Genomic DNA, 15,049 nt, shown 5'->3' on the forward strand with positions numbered 1-15,049 from the left:
GGGGCGAACGACGCCTGCCGGGCCACCCCCTCGGCGATGACCCCGGTCTCCGAGTTCCGCGCCGACTTCGAGGACTCCCTGCGCACCCTGCGCAAGGCCCTGCCCAAGGCCCAGGTGTTCGTGGCCAGCGTGCCGAACCTGAAGCGGCTGTGGTCACAAGGGCGCACCAGCCCGCTGGGCAAGCAGGTCTGGCAGCTGGGCATCTGCCCGTCGATGCTGGGTGACGCGGACGCCGTGGACTCGACGGCGAATCTGCGGCGGAACACGGTGCAGAAGCGGGTGGAGGACTACAACAAGGTCCTGAAGGAGGTCTGCGCCAAGGACGAGCGGTGCCGCTACGACGGCGGCGCGGTGTACGACTACCGCTTCGGCACCGCCCAGTTGAGCCGTTGGGACTACTTCCACCCGAGCGTGAACGGGCAGGCCCGGTTGGCGGAGATCGCGTACCGGACCGTCACGGCGGAGCGGCCCTGACCCGGGCCTGACTTAGAGTTCCGCACATGAACGAACTCTTCGGCACACTTTCCGACGGCACGCCGGTGCACCGCTGGACCCTGGAGCGCGCGGGCGTCCGGGTGCGGATCCTGTCGTACGGCGGAATCGTGCAGTCCGTCGAGGTGCCGGACCGGGACGGGCGGGCCGGGAACGTGGTGCTGGGGTTCCCCGACCTCGACGGCTACCTCACGCACCCGGATCCGTACCTCGGCGCCCTGGTCGGGCGGTACGCCAACCGGATCGCCGGTGCTCGGTTCCCACTGGACGGGCGGACGTACGCGCTCGAACCGAACGACGGGCCGAACGCGTTGCACGGTGGAGTGCGTGGCTTCGACAAGCGGGTGTGGGAGGGGACGCCCGTCGAGCACGGTGTGCGGCTCGCGCGGGTCAGTCCGCACGGGGAGGAGGGGTTCCCGGGTCGGCTGGAGGTCTCGGCGACGTACACGCTCCAGGAGAGCGGTGCGCTGCGGATCGCGTACCAGGCGGTGACGGACGCGCCGACCGTGGTGAACCTGACGAACCACAGCTACTTCAACCTGGCCGGTTCCGGAGACGCCGGCGGTCACGAGCTGTGGCTGGCCGCCTCGCGGTACACGCCGGTGGACGCGGATCTGATCCCGACCGGCGGCCTGGACGACGTGACCGGCACGCGCTTCGACTTCCGCGAGGCGCGCAAGGTGGGCGCCGGCTACGACCACAACTTCGTGCTCGACAAGGGTGTGACGGACGCTCCGGCCGAGGTCGCGGAGCTGCACGACCCGGCGTCCGGGCGGGTGCTGACGGTGGCGACCACCGAGCCCGGACTCCAGCTGTACACCGCCGACCACCTGGGCGAGCCCTTCGCGCCCGGCGACGGCATCGCGCTGGAGACGCAGCGCTTCCCCGACTCCCCCAACCGGCCGGAGTTCCCGGGCACGGTGCTGCGGCCGGGTGAGGTGTACTGCTCGGAGACGGTGTACGGGTTCGGCATCCGCTAGGCGCTCGCGGCCGGGCGGACCATGAGCCCCGGTCCAGGGGTCAGGTCCCGGACCGGGGCTGCTCGGTGGGGAACTCGTCCCGGATCAGACGTTAATCGTCGCGGTGATCCTGCGGTCCGTGATCGAGCGCCCGACCTGGATCTCGTACGAACCCTTCACACACGACCACGACATGGTCGTCTCGTCCCAGATCTCGAAGGCCCGGCGCGGCAGTGCGACGGTCGCCTCGACACTCTCGCCGGGTCCGGCGTCCACGCCCGCGAAACCGGCCAGCCAGCGTGCGGGGCGGGTGGGGTCGGGCTCGCTCGGGGCGAGGTAGAGCTGGACGACCTCGTGGCCGGGGCGGTCGCCGGTGTTGCGGAGGCGGACCTTCGCGGTGGTTCCGTCGGCGGTGCCTTCGACCTCGACCGACTCGTAGGTCCAGTCGGTGTAGCCGAGGCCGTGGCCGAAGGGGTAGGCGAGGGTGCGGCCCTGCTGCTCCCAGGCGCGGTAGCCGATGAAGACGTCCTCGTCGTAGCGGAGTTCGCCGCCCGCCGGGACGACCTGGGTGACCGGGGCGTCGGCCAGGGAGCCCCAGGTGGTGGGCAGGCGGCCGCCGGGCTCGTGGGCGCCGGTGAGGACGTCCGCGAGGGCCGCGCCGCCCTCCTGTCCGGGGAACCAGGTGAGGAGCACGGCGGCGACGTCGTCGCGCCACGGCATCTCCACCGGGGAGCCGGAGTTGACGACCACGACGGTGTCGGGGTTGGCGGCGGCGACGGCGCGGACCAGGTCGTCCTGGCGGCCGGGGAGGCGCAGGTCCGTGCGGTCGAAGCCCTCCGACTCGACGCGGTCGGTGGTGGCGACCACGACGACGGCGGTGTCGGCGGTCCGGGCGGCCGCGGCTGCCTCGGCGATCAGCTCGTCGGGGTCGCGCTGCGGGTCCTGGTGGGCGAGGGTGAAGCCGATGACCCGCATGGGGTGGTCGCCGAGCGGCGGGACGGTGTAGGTCAGGGATACCTCGACCGGTTCGCCCGTGGTCAGTTCGACCCGGGCGTGGGGCACCGGGGCGCCGAAGAACGCCGCGAAGGGGTCGCCGTCCTCGGCGGGGCGCTGGACGTCGTCGAAGTACGTGGTGCCCGCGACGGTCAGCCTGAAGGGGCCGAGGCCCTTGATGCCGAAGGTGTGCGTGCCGGTCTCGCGCGGGGTGAAGGTGCCCGTCAGCTCGACGGCCGCCAGGGTTTCGTGGGTGACCCCGTCCGGGAGGTCGCCGCCCATCCACTGGATGTGGCCGCTGGGGGCGGAGCGGGTGCCGATGACGGTGCCCTGGCTGTCGCGGCAGACGGCGCGCAGTTCGAAGCCCTGGTCGGCGACGGGGAGTTCGGTGTTCGGATCGGCGCCGAGGGCGTGGGTGAGGCTGCCGTCGGGGAGGGCGGCGGTGAGGCCGTCGAGCGGGGAGACGGTCCGGGCGGGGAAGACGGTGGCGGAGCCGCCGCCGAGGACGCGGGCGTCGCGGGCGGCGGCGCCGATCAGCGCGATCCTGCCGGGCTTCAGCGGCAGCGCGCCGTTCTCGTTGCGGACGAGGACGAAGGAGCGGCGGGCGATCTCGCGGGCGAGCGACTCGCCGTGGACGGGCGCGGGCAGGTCGGTGACGGCCGGTTCGGCGCCCTCCAGGATGCCGACGCGGGCGGCGAGGCGCAGGACGCGGCGGACGGCCTCGTCGACCCGGGACTCGTCGGCCCGGCCGTCCCGTACGGCCTGCGCGAGGGCCTCGCCGTAGACGGTCTGCGGGCCGGGCATGGCGATGTCGAGGCCGCCGGCGAGGGCGCCGGTGGTGGAGCGGGCGGCGGTCCAGTCGGAGACGTTGATCCCGTCGAAGCCCCACTCGCCGCGCAGGACCTCGTTGACGAGGTGGTGGTGCTCGGTCATCGTCGTGCCGTTGACCGTGTTGTAGGCGGTCATGACGCCCCAGGGGTGGGCGTTCTCGACGATCGCCTCGAAGGGGGCCAGGTACAGCTCGCGCAGGGCGCGTTCGCCGACGAGGTTGTTCACCGTGAGGCGGTCGGTCTCGGCGTCGTTGGCGACGAAGTGCTTGACGGTGGTGCCGACGCCGCCGGACTGGACGCCCCGGACGTACCCGGTGCCGATCCGCCCCGTGAGGTACGGGTCCTCGCTGTAGGCCTCGAAGTGGCGGCCGCCGAGCGGGGAGCGGTGCAGGTTGACCGTGGGGGCGAGCAGGACGTGGACGCCCTTGCGGCGGGCCTCCTGGGCCAGCAGCACCCCGGCCCGGTGGGCGAGTTCGGGGTCCCAGGTGGCGGCGAGGGCGGTCGGTGAGGGCAGGGCGACGGACGGGTCGTCGGCGCTCCAGTGCACCCCGCGGACGCCGATCGGGCCGTCGGACATGACCAGGGAGGCCAGTCCGGCCTCCGGCAGCGCGGGCAGGCTCCACATGTCCTGGCCGGCCAGCAGCCGCGCCTTGGCGTCCAGGTCGAGCTTGCCGAGGGCGGCCTCGACCGCCGCCTCGCGCCGTGCCTCCGCCGTCTCCGCCGCGTCTGCTGTCTCCGCCACGTCGCCACCTCCACGTCGAGAGTCGCTGGATGCCGACATCGTGCCCGCGTTACCTGTAATGCGGTAGGTTTCGTTACCTTCTCGCAATGATCAGGGTTCGTCATGTCGTACGGTGACGCCATGACGGCCAGGACGAGAAGCGAGGAACGGCGCGCGGAGATCGTGCGGGCCGCTCTGGAGGTGATCGCCGAACGCGGCTACCGCGGAGCGAGCCTGGCCGCGGTCGCCGAGCGGGTCGGGCTCACCCAGCAGGGGCTGCTGCACCACTTCCCGACGAAGGAGGCGCTGCTGGTCGCGGTGCTCCAGGAGCGGGACCGCTGGGACGCGATGCCCGCGGGCCGGCTGCGCCTGGACCTGCTGGCCTCGCTGGTCGAGTACAACGCGATGCGGCCCGCCATCATCCAGACCTTCGCGGCGCTGCTCGGCGAGAGCGTCACGGAGGACCATCCGGCGCGGGCGTACTTCACGGAGCGCTATGTCGGGGTGCGCGCCGGCATGGCCGAGGTGCTGCGCGCCGAGTACGGCGACCGCCTGCCGGGCGGCCTCACCCCCGAGCGTGCCGCACCCCTGGTGGTGGCGCTCCTGGACGGCCTGCAGTACCAGTGGCTGCTGGACCCGGAGTCGGTGGACATGGCGTCGGCGTTCCGGGACTTCCTGACGCTGCTGGACGAGAGCACCGGCTGAACGCCCGGCGGGCGGGTCCCCGGGATCGCGACCGAGCCGGTCTACCTGCCGTGGGCGTCCTTGCGGGGAAGGGGGCCGATGTCGGCGTGGCGGCCGGGACGGAGGGCCGCGTGGCGTTGTCCGGGGCCGGGGCCGGCGCTCCGTGCGGCGAGGGCGTCGGCGACCGCCCCGGTGGCGAAGGCGTAGACGGCCTTGTGCAGTACGTCGATGACGAGTTCCTTGCGGGGCCAGCTGGGCGGCGGGGCGCCGACGCCGGTGGCGTTTTCGAGGATCTGGTCGTTGGTGAGGCGCACGACGGTGAACTTCGCCGAGGCGACCGGTCCGCGCAGTCCGGCCTGGGCCATGAGCGAGCGCAGCACGCCGAGGAGGGCCGCTTGGCCGAAGTGCATGGTCCAGTTCACCGGCAAAGGCTGCTTCCCCGGGTGTTCGGGCAGGCCGGTCAGGCGCTGGAGGACCCGGGCGGGCACGTGGGAGCCGGGCCGTTTGGTGATGGCCTGTTCGAGTTTCTCGCCGAGGGTCATCACGACGCCTCCGGCGGTGCCGGCGATCAGTCCCTGCCACAGCGCGCGCTTGATCATGCCGTTGCGGGTACCCGCTGGCCGGCACCTTGACCCGGGCCGCCGGGCGGGCTCACCCGGATGCCGTGCCCGGCGGGAACGCGGCCGGTGCGAGGGGGTAGACGTACGGCAGCAGACGCGTCCGTGTCAGGAAGGCAGGCACATGAACGCACCGGCCCACCCGTCGGCGGTCCACACCGCGCGGCCTGAGCAGCGCAGGTCGATGGTCGTGTGCGGAGTGATCGGAGCCGCGCTGATGGCCGCCGTCGACGAGATCGTCTTCCACCAGATTCTGGGCTGGCACCACTTCTACGACCGCTCCACCCTCAACGTGGGGCTGCTGTCGGACGGGCTGCTGCACACCGCCGAGCTGCTGGCCCTGGTCGCCGGGTTCTTCGTCCTCGCCGATCTGCGGCGCCGCCGCACCCTGGCTCCGGCCCACGCCTGGGCCGGATTCTTCCTGGGCCTGGGGATCTTCCAGCTCTGCGACGGAATCGTGGACCACAAGCTGCTGCGCCTGCACCAGATCCGCTACGGCGTGGACGTCACCCCCTATGACTGGGCGTGGAACCTCGGCGGCCTGGTCCTGCTGCTGATCGGCGTGGCACTGGCCATCCGTGCGGCCCGCCGCAATCGGACCGGCGCGGCATCGTGATCCTCGCGCACGCGCACCCCGGCACGGGCACGGACCCTGGCCTGGCAGGGCTGGTCACCGCGGCGGCCTCCCTGTCGGCGACCGTCCTCTACGCGTCGGCCGCGGCCCGCTTGCGGCGCCGCGGGGACGCCTGGCCCTGGTGGCGCGATGCGTCGTTCACCACCGGCAGCGCGGCCCTGGCCTGGGCGGCGGTGGGCTCACTGCCGGGCGGTCCCTTCACCGCCCACATGGTGCAGCACCTGATCGTCGGCATGGCGACCCCGTTGCTGCTCGTCCTCGCCCGTCCTCTGACCCTGGTCCTGCGTGCCCTGGCCCCCGGTGCAGGGCGCAGAGGGCTGCTGGCCCTGGCGCACTCCCGTTGGGCGGGCCGGCTCCTCTTCCCTCCGCTGGCGGCCCTGCTGGATGCCGGAGGGCTTTGGCTTCTGTACCGCACCGGGCTGTTCGCCACGCAGCAGCACGTGCCGTGGCTGCACGCCCTGGTCCACACCCACGTCCTGGCCGCCGGACTGCTGTTCACCTTCGCCGTCTGCCGGCTCGATCCGGTGCACCGCCGCTGGAGCCTTGCGGTGCGCGGGGCGGCCCTGCTGGCCGCCGGCGCCGCGCACGCCGTGCTCGCCAAGAGCATGTATGCGGCCGGGCCTCCCGGCACCAGCTTCACCGCCGCCGACCTGCACACCGGAGCCCAGGTCATGTACTACGGCGGCGATCTGGTCGAAGCAGCGCTCGCCATCGTCCTGGCCGGCTCCTGGTACGCGGCTTCCGGCCGTGCCCGGACGCGGCGGCACCGGGCGGACCGGCACGTGAGGCAGCACGCTGTGACCCGGGCGCCGGCCGGGCCCTGAGGCCCCCGCCCGGTGAGGGCCGCCGGGCTCGGTGTGACGCACCTGAGCCCGCCCATGGCGTGGGCCACTTCCGTCACGCGATACTGCGGCCGTCCGGCACCACTCAGCGCACCCCACTGCGACGGAAGGCCCGAACTGCCTTGAATTCCCTGCGTATCCGGATAGGCGTCCTCGGTCTGGCCCTGCTGACCGGCTTCAGCACCCCGACGGCCGCGAGCGCCGCCGAGGCGGCGGCCCCCTCCCCCACCGTCGAGGAACGGCGGCTCGACAGGGCCGTCCCGCAGGAGATCCTGCGGCGCTCCGGATTCGACACCCTCGCACCGAGGTTGGCCCGGGCGCTCGATGCGGCCCGCTCCTACGGGGAGGCCCGCCGGGCGGTGGCCCGCGAGGGCTCGCAGTTGTGGCGGCGGGCCGTCGACCGGGCGCAGGGGCGCGGCCCCGTCGGCGGAGACCTCAGCCGGGACGACGACCGGCCGCTGTACTGGGCGCGGCTCGGCATGACGCGCGAAGTGCGCACCTGGGAGCCGCAGTTCGATCTGACGGACGGGCAGCGGGCCGCGCTGCTGGACGAGCTGGAGCGCACCTCGCGCGGCCAGACGGTCATCGGCTACCCACACGGCAAGGGCCTGAAGCGCATCCTGCTCACCGGCTTCGATCCGTTCACCCTGGACCGGGACATCCGTATCTCCAACCCGTCCGGCGCCACCGCGCTCGCCCTCGACGGCACCGTGATCGAGACGGCGGACGGCCCGGCCCGGATCGAGACGGTCGTGTTCCCGGTGCGCTGGCAGGACTTCACGGAAGGGACGGTGGAGCGGACGCTGCGGCCGTACCTGCCGAAGGTCGACCTGTTCACGACCGTGAGCCAGGGCCGCGTGGGCCGGTTCGACATCGAGCGGACCAACGGGGCCTGGCGCGGCGGCTTCGGGGACAACGAGAACATCGGCCGCACCGAGACCGTACCCGTCAGCGACCCCGCCTCCCAGCCGCAGTGGACGACGACCACGCTGCCGTACCGGGCGATCGTCGCCGCGGACACCGGCCGTTTCCCGGTGTACGACAACACCGGCGTCACGGAGATCCCGGCGGGCGGCACGGAGCCCGTCGTCCGCCCGGACGGGCCGACCCCCGGCTCGACCGCTCGCGCGGGCGGCGGTGGTGACTACCTCTCCAACGAGATCGCCTACCGGGCCACGCTGCTGCGGGACCGACTGGGGCTGCACGACGTCCTGCCGGGCGGGCATGTGCACACGCCCGTGCTCCAGTTCGGCGCCGGTAACACCACCGAGGTCACCGACCCGGAGTTCGTGCGGAACCGGCTGGACATCATCGCGCAGGTGAGGACGATCCTGAGGGTGGCCGCGGAGGAGTCGTGACGGCTCCGTCGCCCTCCGCGCCGTCCTCCTGGATCTCCTCGCCCAGCAGTTCCCGCGCCATGAGGGTGCCGCCGGCGACCGCGCCCGGCATCAGGAACACCGCGACGAACGGGACCAGGAAGGCCACGGCCAGCGGCGTGCCGAAGCCCCAGACGAGGGTCTTGCGGGAGCGGAGCAGGCCGAGGCGGGTGCGCAGTTCGACGCCACGGCGCTGGAGGGCGACGGCCGTCAGTTCCTCGGTGAGGAAGAAACCGGTGACGATGCACCCGATCACCGGTACGGCCGTCTGGCCGACGACGGGGATGAAACCGCACGCGAACAGCAACACGCCCCACAGGGCGGCCCGTACGACGATCCGGAGGCTGTCCCGGGCGGAGATCCACAACTCCCGCCACAGCGGCAGGCCCGACTCGGGGGCGTGGCCGTCCGGGGACACGTCCCGGTCGACCTTCTCGGAGAGGGTCTCGTAGAAGGGCTGCCCGATCAGCAGCGTCGCCGCGGTGAACGTCACCACGGCGAGGAGCAGGGCGAGGGCGAACAGCACGGCGGTCAGGAAGCCGCGGAAGAGCCCGAGCCACGGGCTCGACCAGTCGTCGGCGAACGGGGTCGCCCAGGCGACGGCGTCCTCGCCCCACAGCGCCAGCGCGACGAGCGCCGCCGCGTACAGCACGAGGGTGATCAGGCCCGGGAGCAGCCCGAAACCGTAACTCCTGCCGTGCCGGGCCACCCATCGCTGGCCCTTCAGCAGGTACCGGAAACCCACCCCGAGATCGCGCATGGGAAAACCCTATCGGTGCTGGTGTCGCGCCCTTGACGCGCTCCGGTCACACCGGTGTCACAGCCGCCCGGGAGGGGCCATCCGGGTCATCGGTGACACCAAGGCGGCCTTGTTGCCGTTGAGTCGAACCGGTACACCTCGCCGTACCGATCTCAGGAAGCCCCTCAGGAGGTACGCGTGCGCACCACGAGAACCGTTCCTGCGAGACCTGTACTGATCGTCACCCTCACCCTCGCCACGGCGGGTTCACTCCTGCTCGGCCCCGACGCCGCCGGCGCGGACCCGAAGCCCGTCACCCGCGAGGGCGCCGCCGTGGACGACCACGCGGCACAGGCTCCCGCGAGCGCGGCCCGGCGCGCACTGACCGCGGACACCCCTAGCGGCACGTCCACCGCGACGCCCGTCCGCGGCTACCCCCGCCGCCAGGTCCTCTCCCCCGACCCGGAGAACCCCGGCGACAAGTCCCTGAAGCTGGGCCTCACTCCGTACCACGCGATCGCCCCGAAGCTGAACGCCCTGCAACGCCTCGGCGACCGGGTGAGCGTGGAGGTGACCGGCCGCTCGGCCGGCGGCCACCGCCTCTACCTCGTCACCGTCACCGCCCCGGAGACCACCCGCCAGGCCCTCGCACAGGAGCGCATGCGCGAGCTGATCGAGAACGCGCCCGCGGCGGCCGCGAAGTCCCGCGAGATCAAGCACGGTTACAAGACCCCCGTCTTCGTCAACAGCAACATCCACGGCAACGAGTGGGAGGGCACCGACGCCTCCCTGAAGATCGTCGAGCAGCTCGCGACGGCGAAGGACGCCGAGACGCGCGACCTCCTGGCGCACAGCCGCCTGTACTTCAACATCACGGCCAACCCGGACGGCCGTATCGCCGGCACCCGCGCCAACGCGAACGGCTTCGACCTGAACCGCGACTTCGTCACCGCCTCCCAGCCCGAGACCCGCGCGATGCGGCAGATCGAGCTGGACAAGCAGCCGGCCGTCCTGCTGGACCTGCACGGCTACGTCAACGGCACCCTCATCGAACCCACCACGCCCCCGCACGGCGAGAATTACGAGTACGACCTCTTCCTGAAGAACACCTACGCCAATGCCCTCGGCATGGAGTCCGCGGTCAACGCCCTCGGCTACACGCCCGCGAAGGACGGCGTGGAACCGGCCCAGATCCCGTTCCGCGACCAGGAGGAGGGCTGGGACGACTGGCCGCCGGTCTTCACCCCGCAGTACGCGGCCTTCCACGGCACGGTCGCCGCGCACACGGTGGAGATCCCGCTGGCGGTGAACAACGAGGAGTACGACGAACTGCCCGTCCCGGAGCTGCGCCGCCGCTCGGCGGTCAACACGGCCGTGGCGGGCGCGGCGATCCGCGCGACCCTGGGCCACGTCCGGGAGCACCGCACCTCACTCGTCGCCGACCAGATCGAGGTCTTCCGCCGCGGCGCGGCCGGCGCCCCGCAGGTGCCGGTGTCACCGCGGACGGTCCCCGGCGTCCCCGGCATCGGCCCGGAGGACGTCTACACGACCACGTTCCCGCGCGCCTACGTCATCCCGTCCGGCGACTCCCGCACCCAGCGCTCGGCCCCGGCAGCGGCCCGCCTCGTCGACCACCTCCTCGCCAACGACGTCCGCGTCACCCGCGCCGACCGCCCCTTCCGGCTCGCCGGACGGACGTACCCCGAGGGCTCGTACGTCGTCGACCTGCACCAGCCCAAGCGCGGCATGGCGAACGTGCTGCTGGCCGACGGGCGGGACATCAGCGGCAGGGTGTCGGTGATGTACGACATCTCGGGCTGGAGCCTGGGCCGCCTGTGGGGCGCCACGGTCGAACGGGTGCCGTCGGGCAGCCTGCGGGGCGCGCCCCTGCGCCCGGTCACCGAGGCGGCCCCCGTCGCCCGCACGGCGGCCGGCGGCAACCTCCGCCTGCGCCTGACCGACCCGCGCGAGATCGCGGCCCTCAACTCCCTCCTCCGGCAAGGCGTTGAGGTGCGCCAGGGGCCGGACGGCAGCGCGATCGTCCCGGCGTCGGCCCGCCGCGAGGCGGTCGCGGCAGCCCGTACGCACGACGTCTCCTTCACGGCCACGCGGCTCACCGGTGGCACGCCCCTGCACCGCCTCCGGGTCGCCGCCGCCGTCACGCCCGGTGAGCTGTTCGCCCTGCGGGAGATGGACTTCGACGTCACGCCGGTCTCGACGGCCGTCCTGAACGGGGGCTTCGACTGGTCCGGCTCGGACGTGCTGTTCGTGTCCGCCGGCCTGGACCACGCCGCCCTGACCGCCTCCGCCCGCAGGGCCCTGGACGCCTTCCTCGACGACCACGGCCTGGTCGGCCGGGGAGCGACGGGAGCGGCCCTGAACGCGGCGGCGGGCCGGCTGGCCGTCACACCGGTCGAGGGCGACACCGACGCCAACGGGGTCGTACGAACGGCGAACACGGGCCGCGTCACGCTCGACGCTCCCGCGCACGCCTTCGTCTACGCCCCCCTGTGGTTCACCGGCCTGGGCCCGGGCGTGCGGGTGGAGCAGTCGTACGCGACCGGGAATCCGCTCGTCTCCGGGCACTGGCGCCCGCTGCAGGACGGCACCGGCGGTCCCGCGGCGGCAGCGGGACAGGCCTCGGTGGTCAGCGGCGGCCGGACGGTCCTGTTCGGCACCGAACCACTCTTCCGAGATCATCCCAAGGGACAATTCCCACAGGTGGCGAGGGCCTTGTTCACAGTGGCACACAGCGGTTCAGGTGAGGAGAGCGGATGACGCAGGAGATCCACGGCACGGTGGCCGACGGCTTCCAGGGGGTGCGCGAGGAGTTCGCCGCGTTCGTGGCCGGGGAGCGCCCCGACTACGAGGGCCAGCTGTGCGCCTACGTCCACGGCCGCAAGGTCGTCGACCTGTGGGCGGGGACCGACGCGGACGCCCTCTACGGCGTGTTCTCGTCCACCAAGGGCGCCGCCTACCTGGTCGTCGCGCTCCTCGTCCAGGACGGCACGCTCGAACTGGACCGCAAGGTGACGTACTACTGGCCGGAGTTCGCGGCCGAGGGCAAGGGCGCCCTGACCCTGCGCGACCTGCTCGCGCACCGGGCGGGCGTGGTCGGCACGGACACCGGCTTCACCCTCGCGGAGCTGGCCGACGACCGCCAGCTCGCCGAACGCCTCGCCGACCAGCGGCCGTTCTGGCGCCCCGGCACGGCGTTCGGCTGTCACGCGCTGGTCAGCGGGGCCCTGGTGGGCGAGGTGGTACGCCGGGCCACGGGCCGCACGCTCCAGGAGGTCTACCAGGAGCGGATCAGGACCCCCTACGCCCTGGACTTCCACCTCGGCCTGCCCGCGCCCCACGAGCCCCGTTTCCGCACCACCCAGCCGATGGCCCCGACCCCGGACCAGCAGGCCCTCCTCGACGCCACGCCGACGGGTCCGCACACGCTCACCTCGATCGCCTTCAACCGCCACGCCGCGGAACCCACCGACCTCGCCTCGCTGCCCAACATGCCGCTGGTCCGCGCCAAGGGCCCGGCGTCGGTGGGCGCGGTGGCGTCCGCGCGGGGGCTGGCCGGGATGTACGCGGCGGCGATCAGCGAGGTGGGCCAGCGGGCGCCGCTGCTGAAGCCGGACACCGTGGCGGAGTTCGGCCAGTTCCACTCGGTCGGTTACGACCTGGTGGCACGTGCCCACAAGTCGTTCGGCCTCGGCTTCCAGACCACGGCCGACGCGTGGCACCCGTTCCTCGGCGCCGGGACGATCGGGCACAGCGGCGCGAACGGCTCGCAGGCCTTCGCGGACCCGTGGAGCGGACTCGCGTACGGCTACACGCGCCGCCGTTTCGCCTTCCCGGGCGGCGCGGCCCCGGAGAACGACCGTCTGGCGCGGGCGATCCACAGGGCGGCCCTCGCCCTCTGAGCCGGGCACGGACGGAGGCCGCACCCCACGTCCAAGGGTGCGGCCTCCGCGTACGCAACGACGGCGGTCAGACCAGCGTCACGGTGATGTTCCCGCGGGTCGCCTTCGAGTAGGGACACACGCCGTGGGCCTTCTCGATGAGCGAGCGCGCGGTGCCCCGGTCCACCTTGGGAATGTCGGCGGAGATCTCCACGATGATCCCGAAACCGTCCCCGTTCTTCCCGAGGCCGACCTTCGCGGTGACGGTCGCCCCGGTGAGGTCGGCCCCCTCCTGACGTGCGACGACGCCGAGAGCACCCTGGAAACAGGCGCTGTAGCCGGCGGCGAACAGCTGCTCCGGGTTGGTCCCGGCGCCACTGCCGCCCATCTCCTTCGGCGGGTTGACGACGACGTCGAGCTTGCCGTCGTCGGTGGCGACCCGTCCGTCGCGCCCGCCCTCGGCGGTGGCGACGGCGGTGTACAGGACGTCGGACTGCTGGATGGGCATGCGGTTGTGTTCCTTCGGTCGTCCGCCGCGGCTCGCGCCCGGGCCGAGCGGATTCGGAAAGAACTTACCGCATGCCGGAAACCATCAGAAGGTGTCAGAGCTTGACGATCATCTTCCCGGTGTTGTCGCCGCGCAGCACACCGAGGAACGCCTCGAGGTTGTTCTCGATGCCCTCGACGACGGTCTCCCGGTACTTCAGCTCACCGGAGGCGACCCAGGGGGCGACCTCCTGCACGAACTGCGGCTGAAGGTCGTAGTGGTCCCCGACCAGGAAGCCCTCGATACGGCCGCGGGTGGCGATCAGGCGGGCGAGGTTCCTCGGACCCGGGGCGGGCTCGGTGTTGTTGTACACGGAGATCATCCCGCAGACGGCGATCCGCCCGCCCTCGTTGAGGGACCCGATGGCGGCCTCCAGGTGATCACCACCGACATTGTCGAAGTACACGTCGATCCCGTCGGGAGCCGCGGCGCGCAGCTGCTTGCCCACGGGGCCGTCCTTGTAGTTGAAGGCGGCGTCGAAGCCGTACTCCTCCACGAGGAGCTTCACCTTCTCGTCCGACCCGGCGGAGCCGATGACCCGGGAGGCGCCCTTCAGCTTGGCGATCTGCCCGACCTGACCGCCCACGGCGCCGGCGGCACCGGACACGAAGACGGTGTCGCCCTCCTTGAAGGCGGCGGTGCGCAGCAGGCCCGCGTAGGCGGTGAGGCCGGTCATGCCCAGCACGCCGAGGTACGTCGACAGCGGCGCGGCGTCCGGGTCCACCTTGACGGCGTTCTTCGCGCCGACGACCGCGTACTCACGCCACCCGAAGAAGTGCAGCACGTGATCCCCGACGGACAGCCCCTCGGCGTTCGAGGCCACGACCTCGCCGACGGCACCGCCCTGCATGACCTTGCCCAGCTCGAAGGGGGCGACGTAGGACTTCGCGTCGCTCATACGGCCGCGCATGTACGGGTCCACAGAGAGGTACTTGTTCCGCACGAGGACCTGCCCCTCACCCGGCTGCGGCACCTCAGCCTCGACGAAGGCGAAGTCCTCGGGCTTCGGCCATCCGACGGGGCGGCTGACCAGGTGCCACTCGCGGCTGACGGCGGGGAGGGTGGAGGTGTCGGTCATGGTGCGCCTTTCCACTGACTCGGTTGGCTCGATCGGCTCGGTGCAAATGTTTCAGTACCTGAAACAACCATGCTCCTGAAAATTTCAGGTTGTCAAATAACCGGGTACCCTCGATTGCATGGCCTCCACCACATCCGCCTCCCGGAACAGCCACCGCCCCGATCCGCTGACCCTTGAGGTCGTCGAGCTCATCGGGGAGGTCGTGGCGCGGTTCCATGAGGACTACGAGGAGGCGGCGGCGGAACATGCGCTGACCGGGGCGCAGGCGCGGTTGCTGAGTCTGCTGTGCCTCGAGCCGCTGCCGATGCGGAGGCTTGCCCAGCGGCTGAAGTGCGAGCCGTCGAACGTCACGGGGATCGTGGACCGGCTGGAGGCGCGGGGGCTGGTGGAGCGGCGGCCGGATCCCGCGGATCGGAGGGTGAAGGTGGCGGCGGCGACGGGTGAGGGGCGGCGGGTGGCCCGGAGCCTGCGGGAGTCGCTGCGGTTCGCCCGGGAACCGCTTGCCGGTCTCTCCGAGGGGGAGAGGGTGGCTTTGCGGGATGCGTTGCGGGGGATGCTGGGGTGAGGTCGGGGTGGTGCCGGACGCTGCGGGGTGCTCGGCGTAGCCGCTGAGGCCGGGTGGGTCCGCAACCCGGCGG

At 72.4% G+C, this 15,049-nt stretch carries 14 protein-coding genes; 9 read left to right on the top strand and 5 right to left on the bottom strand.

From position 1 onward, the window contains the following. A partial coding sequence (locus GTY47_RS19820) for an SGNH/GDSL hydrolase family protein (protein WP_010048536.1) occupies positions 1–474 on the top strand: 474 nt, incomplete at its 5' end. Between the two features lie 26 nt (positions 475–500). Next, complete coding sequence (locus GTY47_RS19825) at positions 501–1,472, top strand: aldose epimerase family protein (RefSeq protein WP_010048537.1); 972 nt, start codon at positions 501–503, stop codon at positions 1,470–1,472. A gap of 84 nt (positions 1,473–1,556) precedes the next feature. Here GTY47_RS19825 and GTY47_RS19830 read toward each other — a convergent pair whose 3' ends face one another. Beyond that, positions 1,557–4,055, bottom strand: coding sequence for a glycoside hydrolase family 3 C-terminal domain-containing protein (locus GTY47_RS19830; RefSeq protein WP_202458455.1), 2,499 nt, complete (start codon positions 4,053–4,055; stop codon positions 1,557–1,559). A gap of 63 nt (positions 4,056–4,118) precedes the next feature. On the opposite strand from GTY47_RS19830, the gene GTY47_RS19835 reads away from it, so the two are divergent. Beyond that, positions 4,119–4,700 (top strand): TetR/AcrR family transcriptional regulator, encoded by a 582-nt coding sequence (locus GTY47_RS19835; protein WP_010048540.1) that lies wholly within the window; start codon positions 4,119–4,121, stop codon positions 4,698–4,700. A 41-nt stretch (positions 4,701–4,741) separates the two neighbouring features. Here GTY47_RS19835 and GTY47_RS19840 read toward each other — a convergent pair whose 3' ends face one another. Next, complete coding sequence (locus GTY47_RS19840; protein ID WP_010048542.1) at positions 4,742–5,278, bottom strand: hypothetical protein; 537 nt, start codon at positions 5,276–5,278, stop codon at positions 4,742–4,744. Between the two features lie 142 nt (positions 5,279–5,420). On the opposite strand from GTY47_RS19840, the gene GTY47_RS19845 reads away from it, so the two are divergent. The 3 genes from GTY47_RS19845 to GTY47_RS19855 all read left to right on the top strand — a co-directional run bounded on the left by GTY47_RS19845 (position 5,421) and on the right by GTY47_RS19855 (position 8,130). After that, on the top strand, positions 5,421–5,912 hold the full coding sequence (locus tag GTY47_RS19845; protein ID WP_010048543.1) for a DUF2243 domain-containing protein: 492 nt from the start codon (positions 5,421–5,423) through the stop codon (positions 5,910–5,912). Then, the gene (locus GTY47_RS19850) at positions 5,909–6,754 is read left to right on the top strand and encodes a cytochrome c oxidase assembly protein (protein ID WP_010048544.1); all 846 of its coding nucleotides are present in this window, start codon (positions 5,909–5,911) and stop codon (positions 6,752–6,754) included. Before GTY47_RS19845 ends, GTY47_RS19850 begins: the two co-directional genes overlap by 4 nt. Positions 6,755–6,894: 140 nt before the next feature. Continuing rightward, positions 6,895–8,130, top strand: a complete 1,236-nt coding sequence (locus tag GTY47_RS19855; RefSeq protein ID WP_010048545.1) for a hypothetical protein — start codon at positions 6,895–6,897, stop codon at positions 8,128–8,130. On the opposite strand, the gene GTY47_RS19860 is transcribed toward GTY47_RS19855, so the two are convergent. Then, positions 8,081–8,908: an EI24 domain-containing protein gene (locus GTY47_RS19860; RefSeq protein WP_010048546.1), complete on the bottom strand. Its 828-nt coding sequence runs from the start codon at positions 8,906–8,908 to the stop codon at positions 8,081–8,083. The two genes, GTY47_RS19855 and GTY47_RS19860, sit on opposite strands and share 50 nt — an antisense overlap. 177 nt (positions 8,909–9,085) lie before the next feature. On the opposite strand from GTY47_RS19860, the gene GTY47_RS19865 reads away from it, so the two are divergent. Then, entirely contained in the window at positions 9,086–11,665 is a 2,580-nt protein-coding gene (locus GTY47_RS19865) for a M14 family zinc carboxypeptidase (protein ID WP_010048547.1), read from the top strand. Continuing rightward, complete coding sequence (locus tag GTY47_RS19870) at positions 11,662–12,807, top strand: EstA family serine hydrolase (RefSeq protein WP_010048548.1); 1,146 nt, start codon at positions 11,662–11,664, stop codon at positions 12,805–12,807. Before GTY47_RS19865 ends, GTY47_RS19870 begins: the two co-directional genes overlap by 4 nt. A gap of 67 nt (positions 12,808–12,874) precedes the next feature. Here the strand turns inward: GTY47_RS19870 and GTY47_RS19875 are convergent, their stop codons facing one another. After that, positions 12,875–13,294, bottom strand: coding sequence for an organic hydroperoxide resistance protein (locus GTY47_RS19875; protein ID WP_010048549.1), 420 nt, complete (start codon positions 13,292–13,294; stop codon positions 12,875–12,877). A 94-nt stretch (positions 13,295–13,388) separates the two neighbouring features. Next, the gene (locus GTY47_RS19880; protein WP_010048551.1) at positions 13,389–14,411 is read right to left on the bottom strand and encodes an NADP-dependent oxidoreductase; all 1,023 of its coding nucleotides are present in this window, start codon (positions 14,409–14,411) and stop codon (positions 13,389–13,391) included. A gap of 118 nt (positions 14,412–14,529) precedes the next feature. Here GTY47_RS19880 and GTY47_RS19885 point away from each other — a divergent pair, with 118 nt between their 5' ends. Further along, positions 14,530–14,976, top strand: a complete 447-nt coding sequence (locus GTY47_RS19885; RefSeq protein WP_010048552.1) for a MarR family transcriptional regulator — start codon at positions 14,530–14,532, stop codon at positions 14,974–14,976. Positions 14,977–15,049 lie beyond the last annotated feature (73 nt).

This window comes from Streptomyces sp. SID5464, from assembly GCF_009862985.1.
Lineage (GTDB): Bacteria > Actinomycetota > Actinomycetes > Streptomycetales > Streptomycetaceae > Streptomyces > Streptomyces chartreusis_D.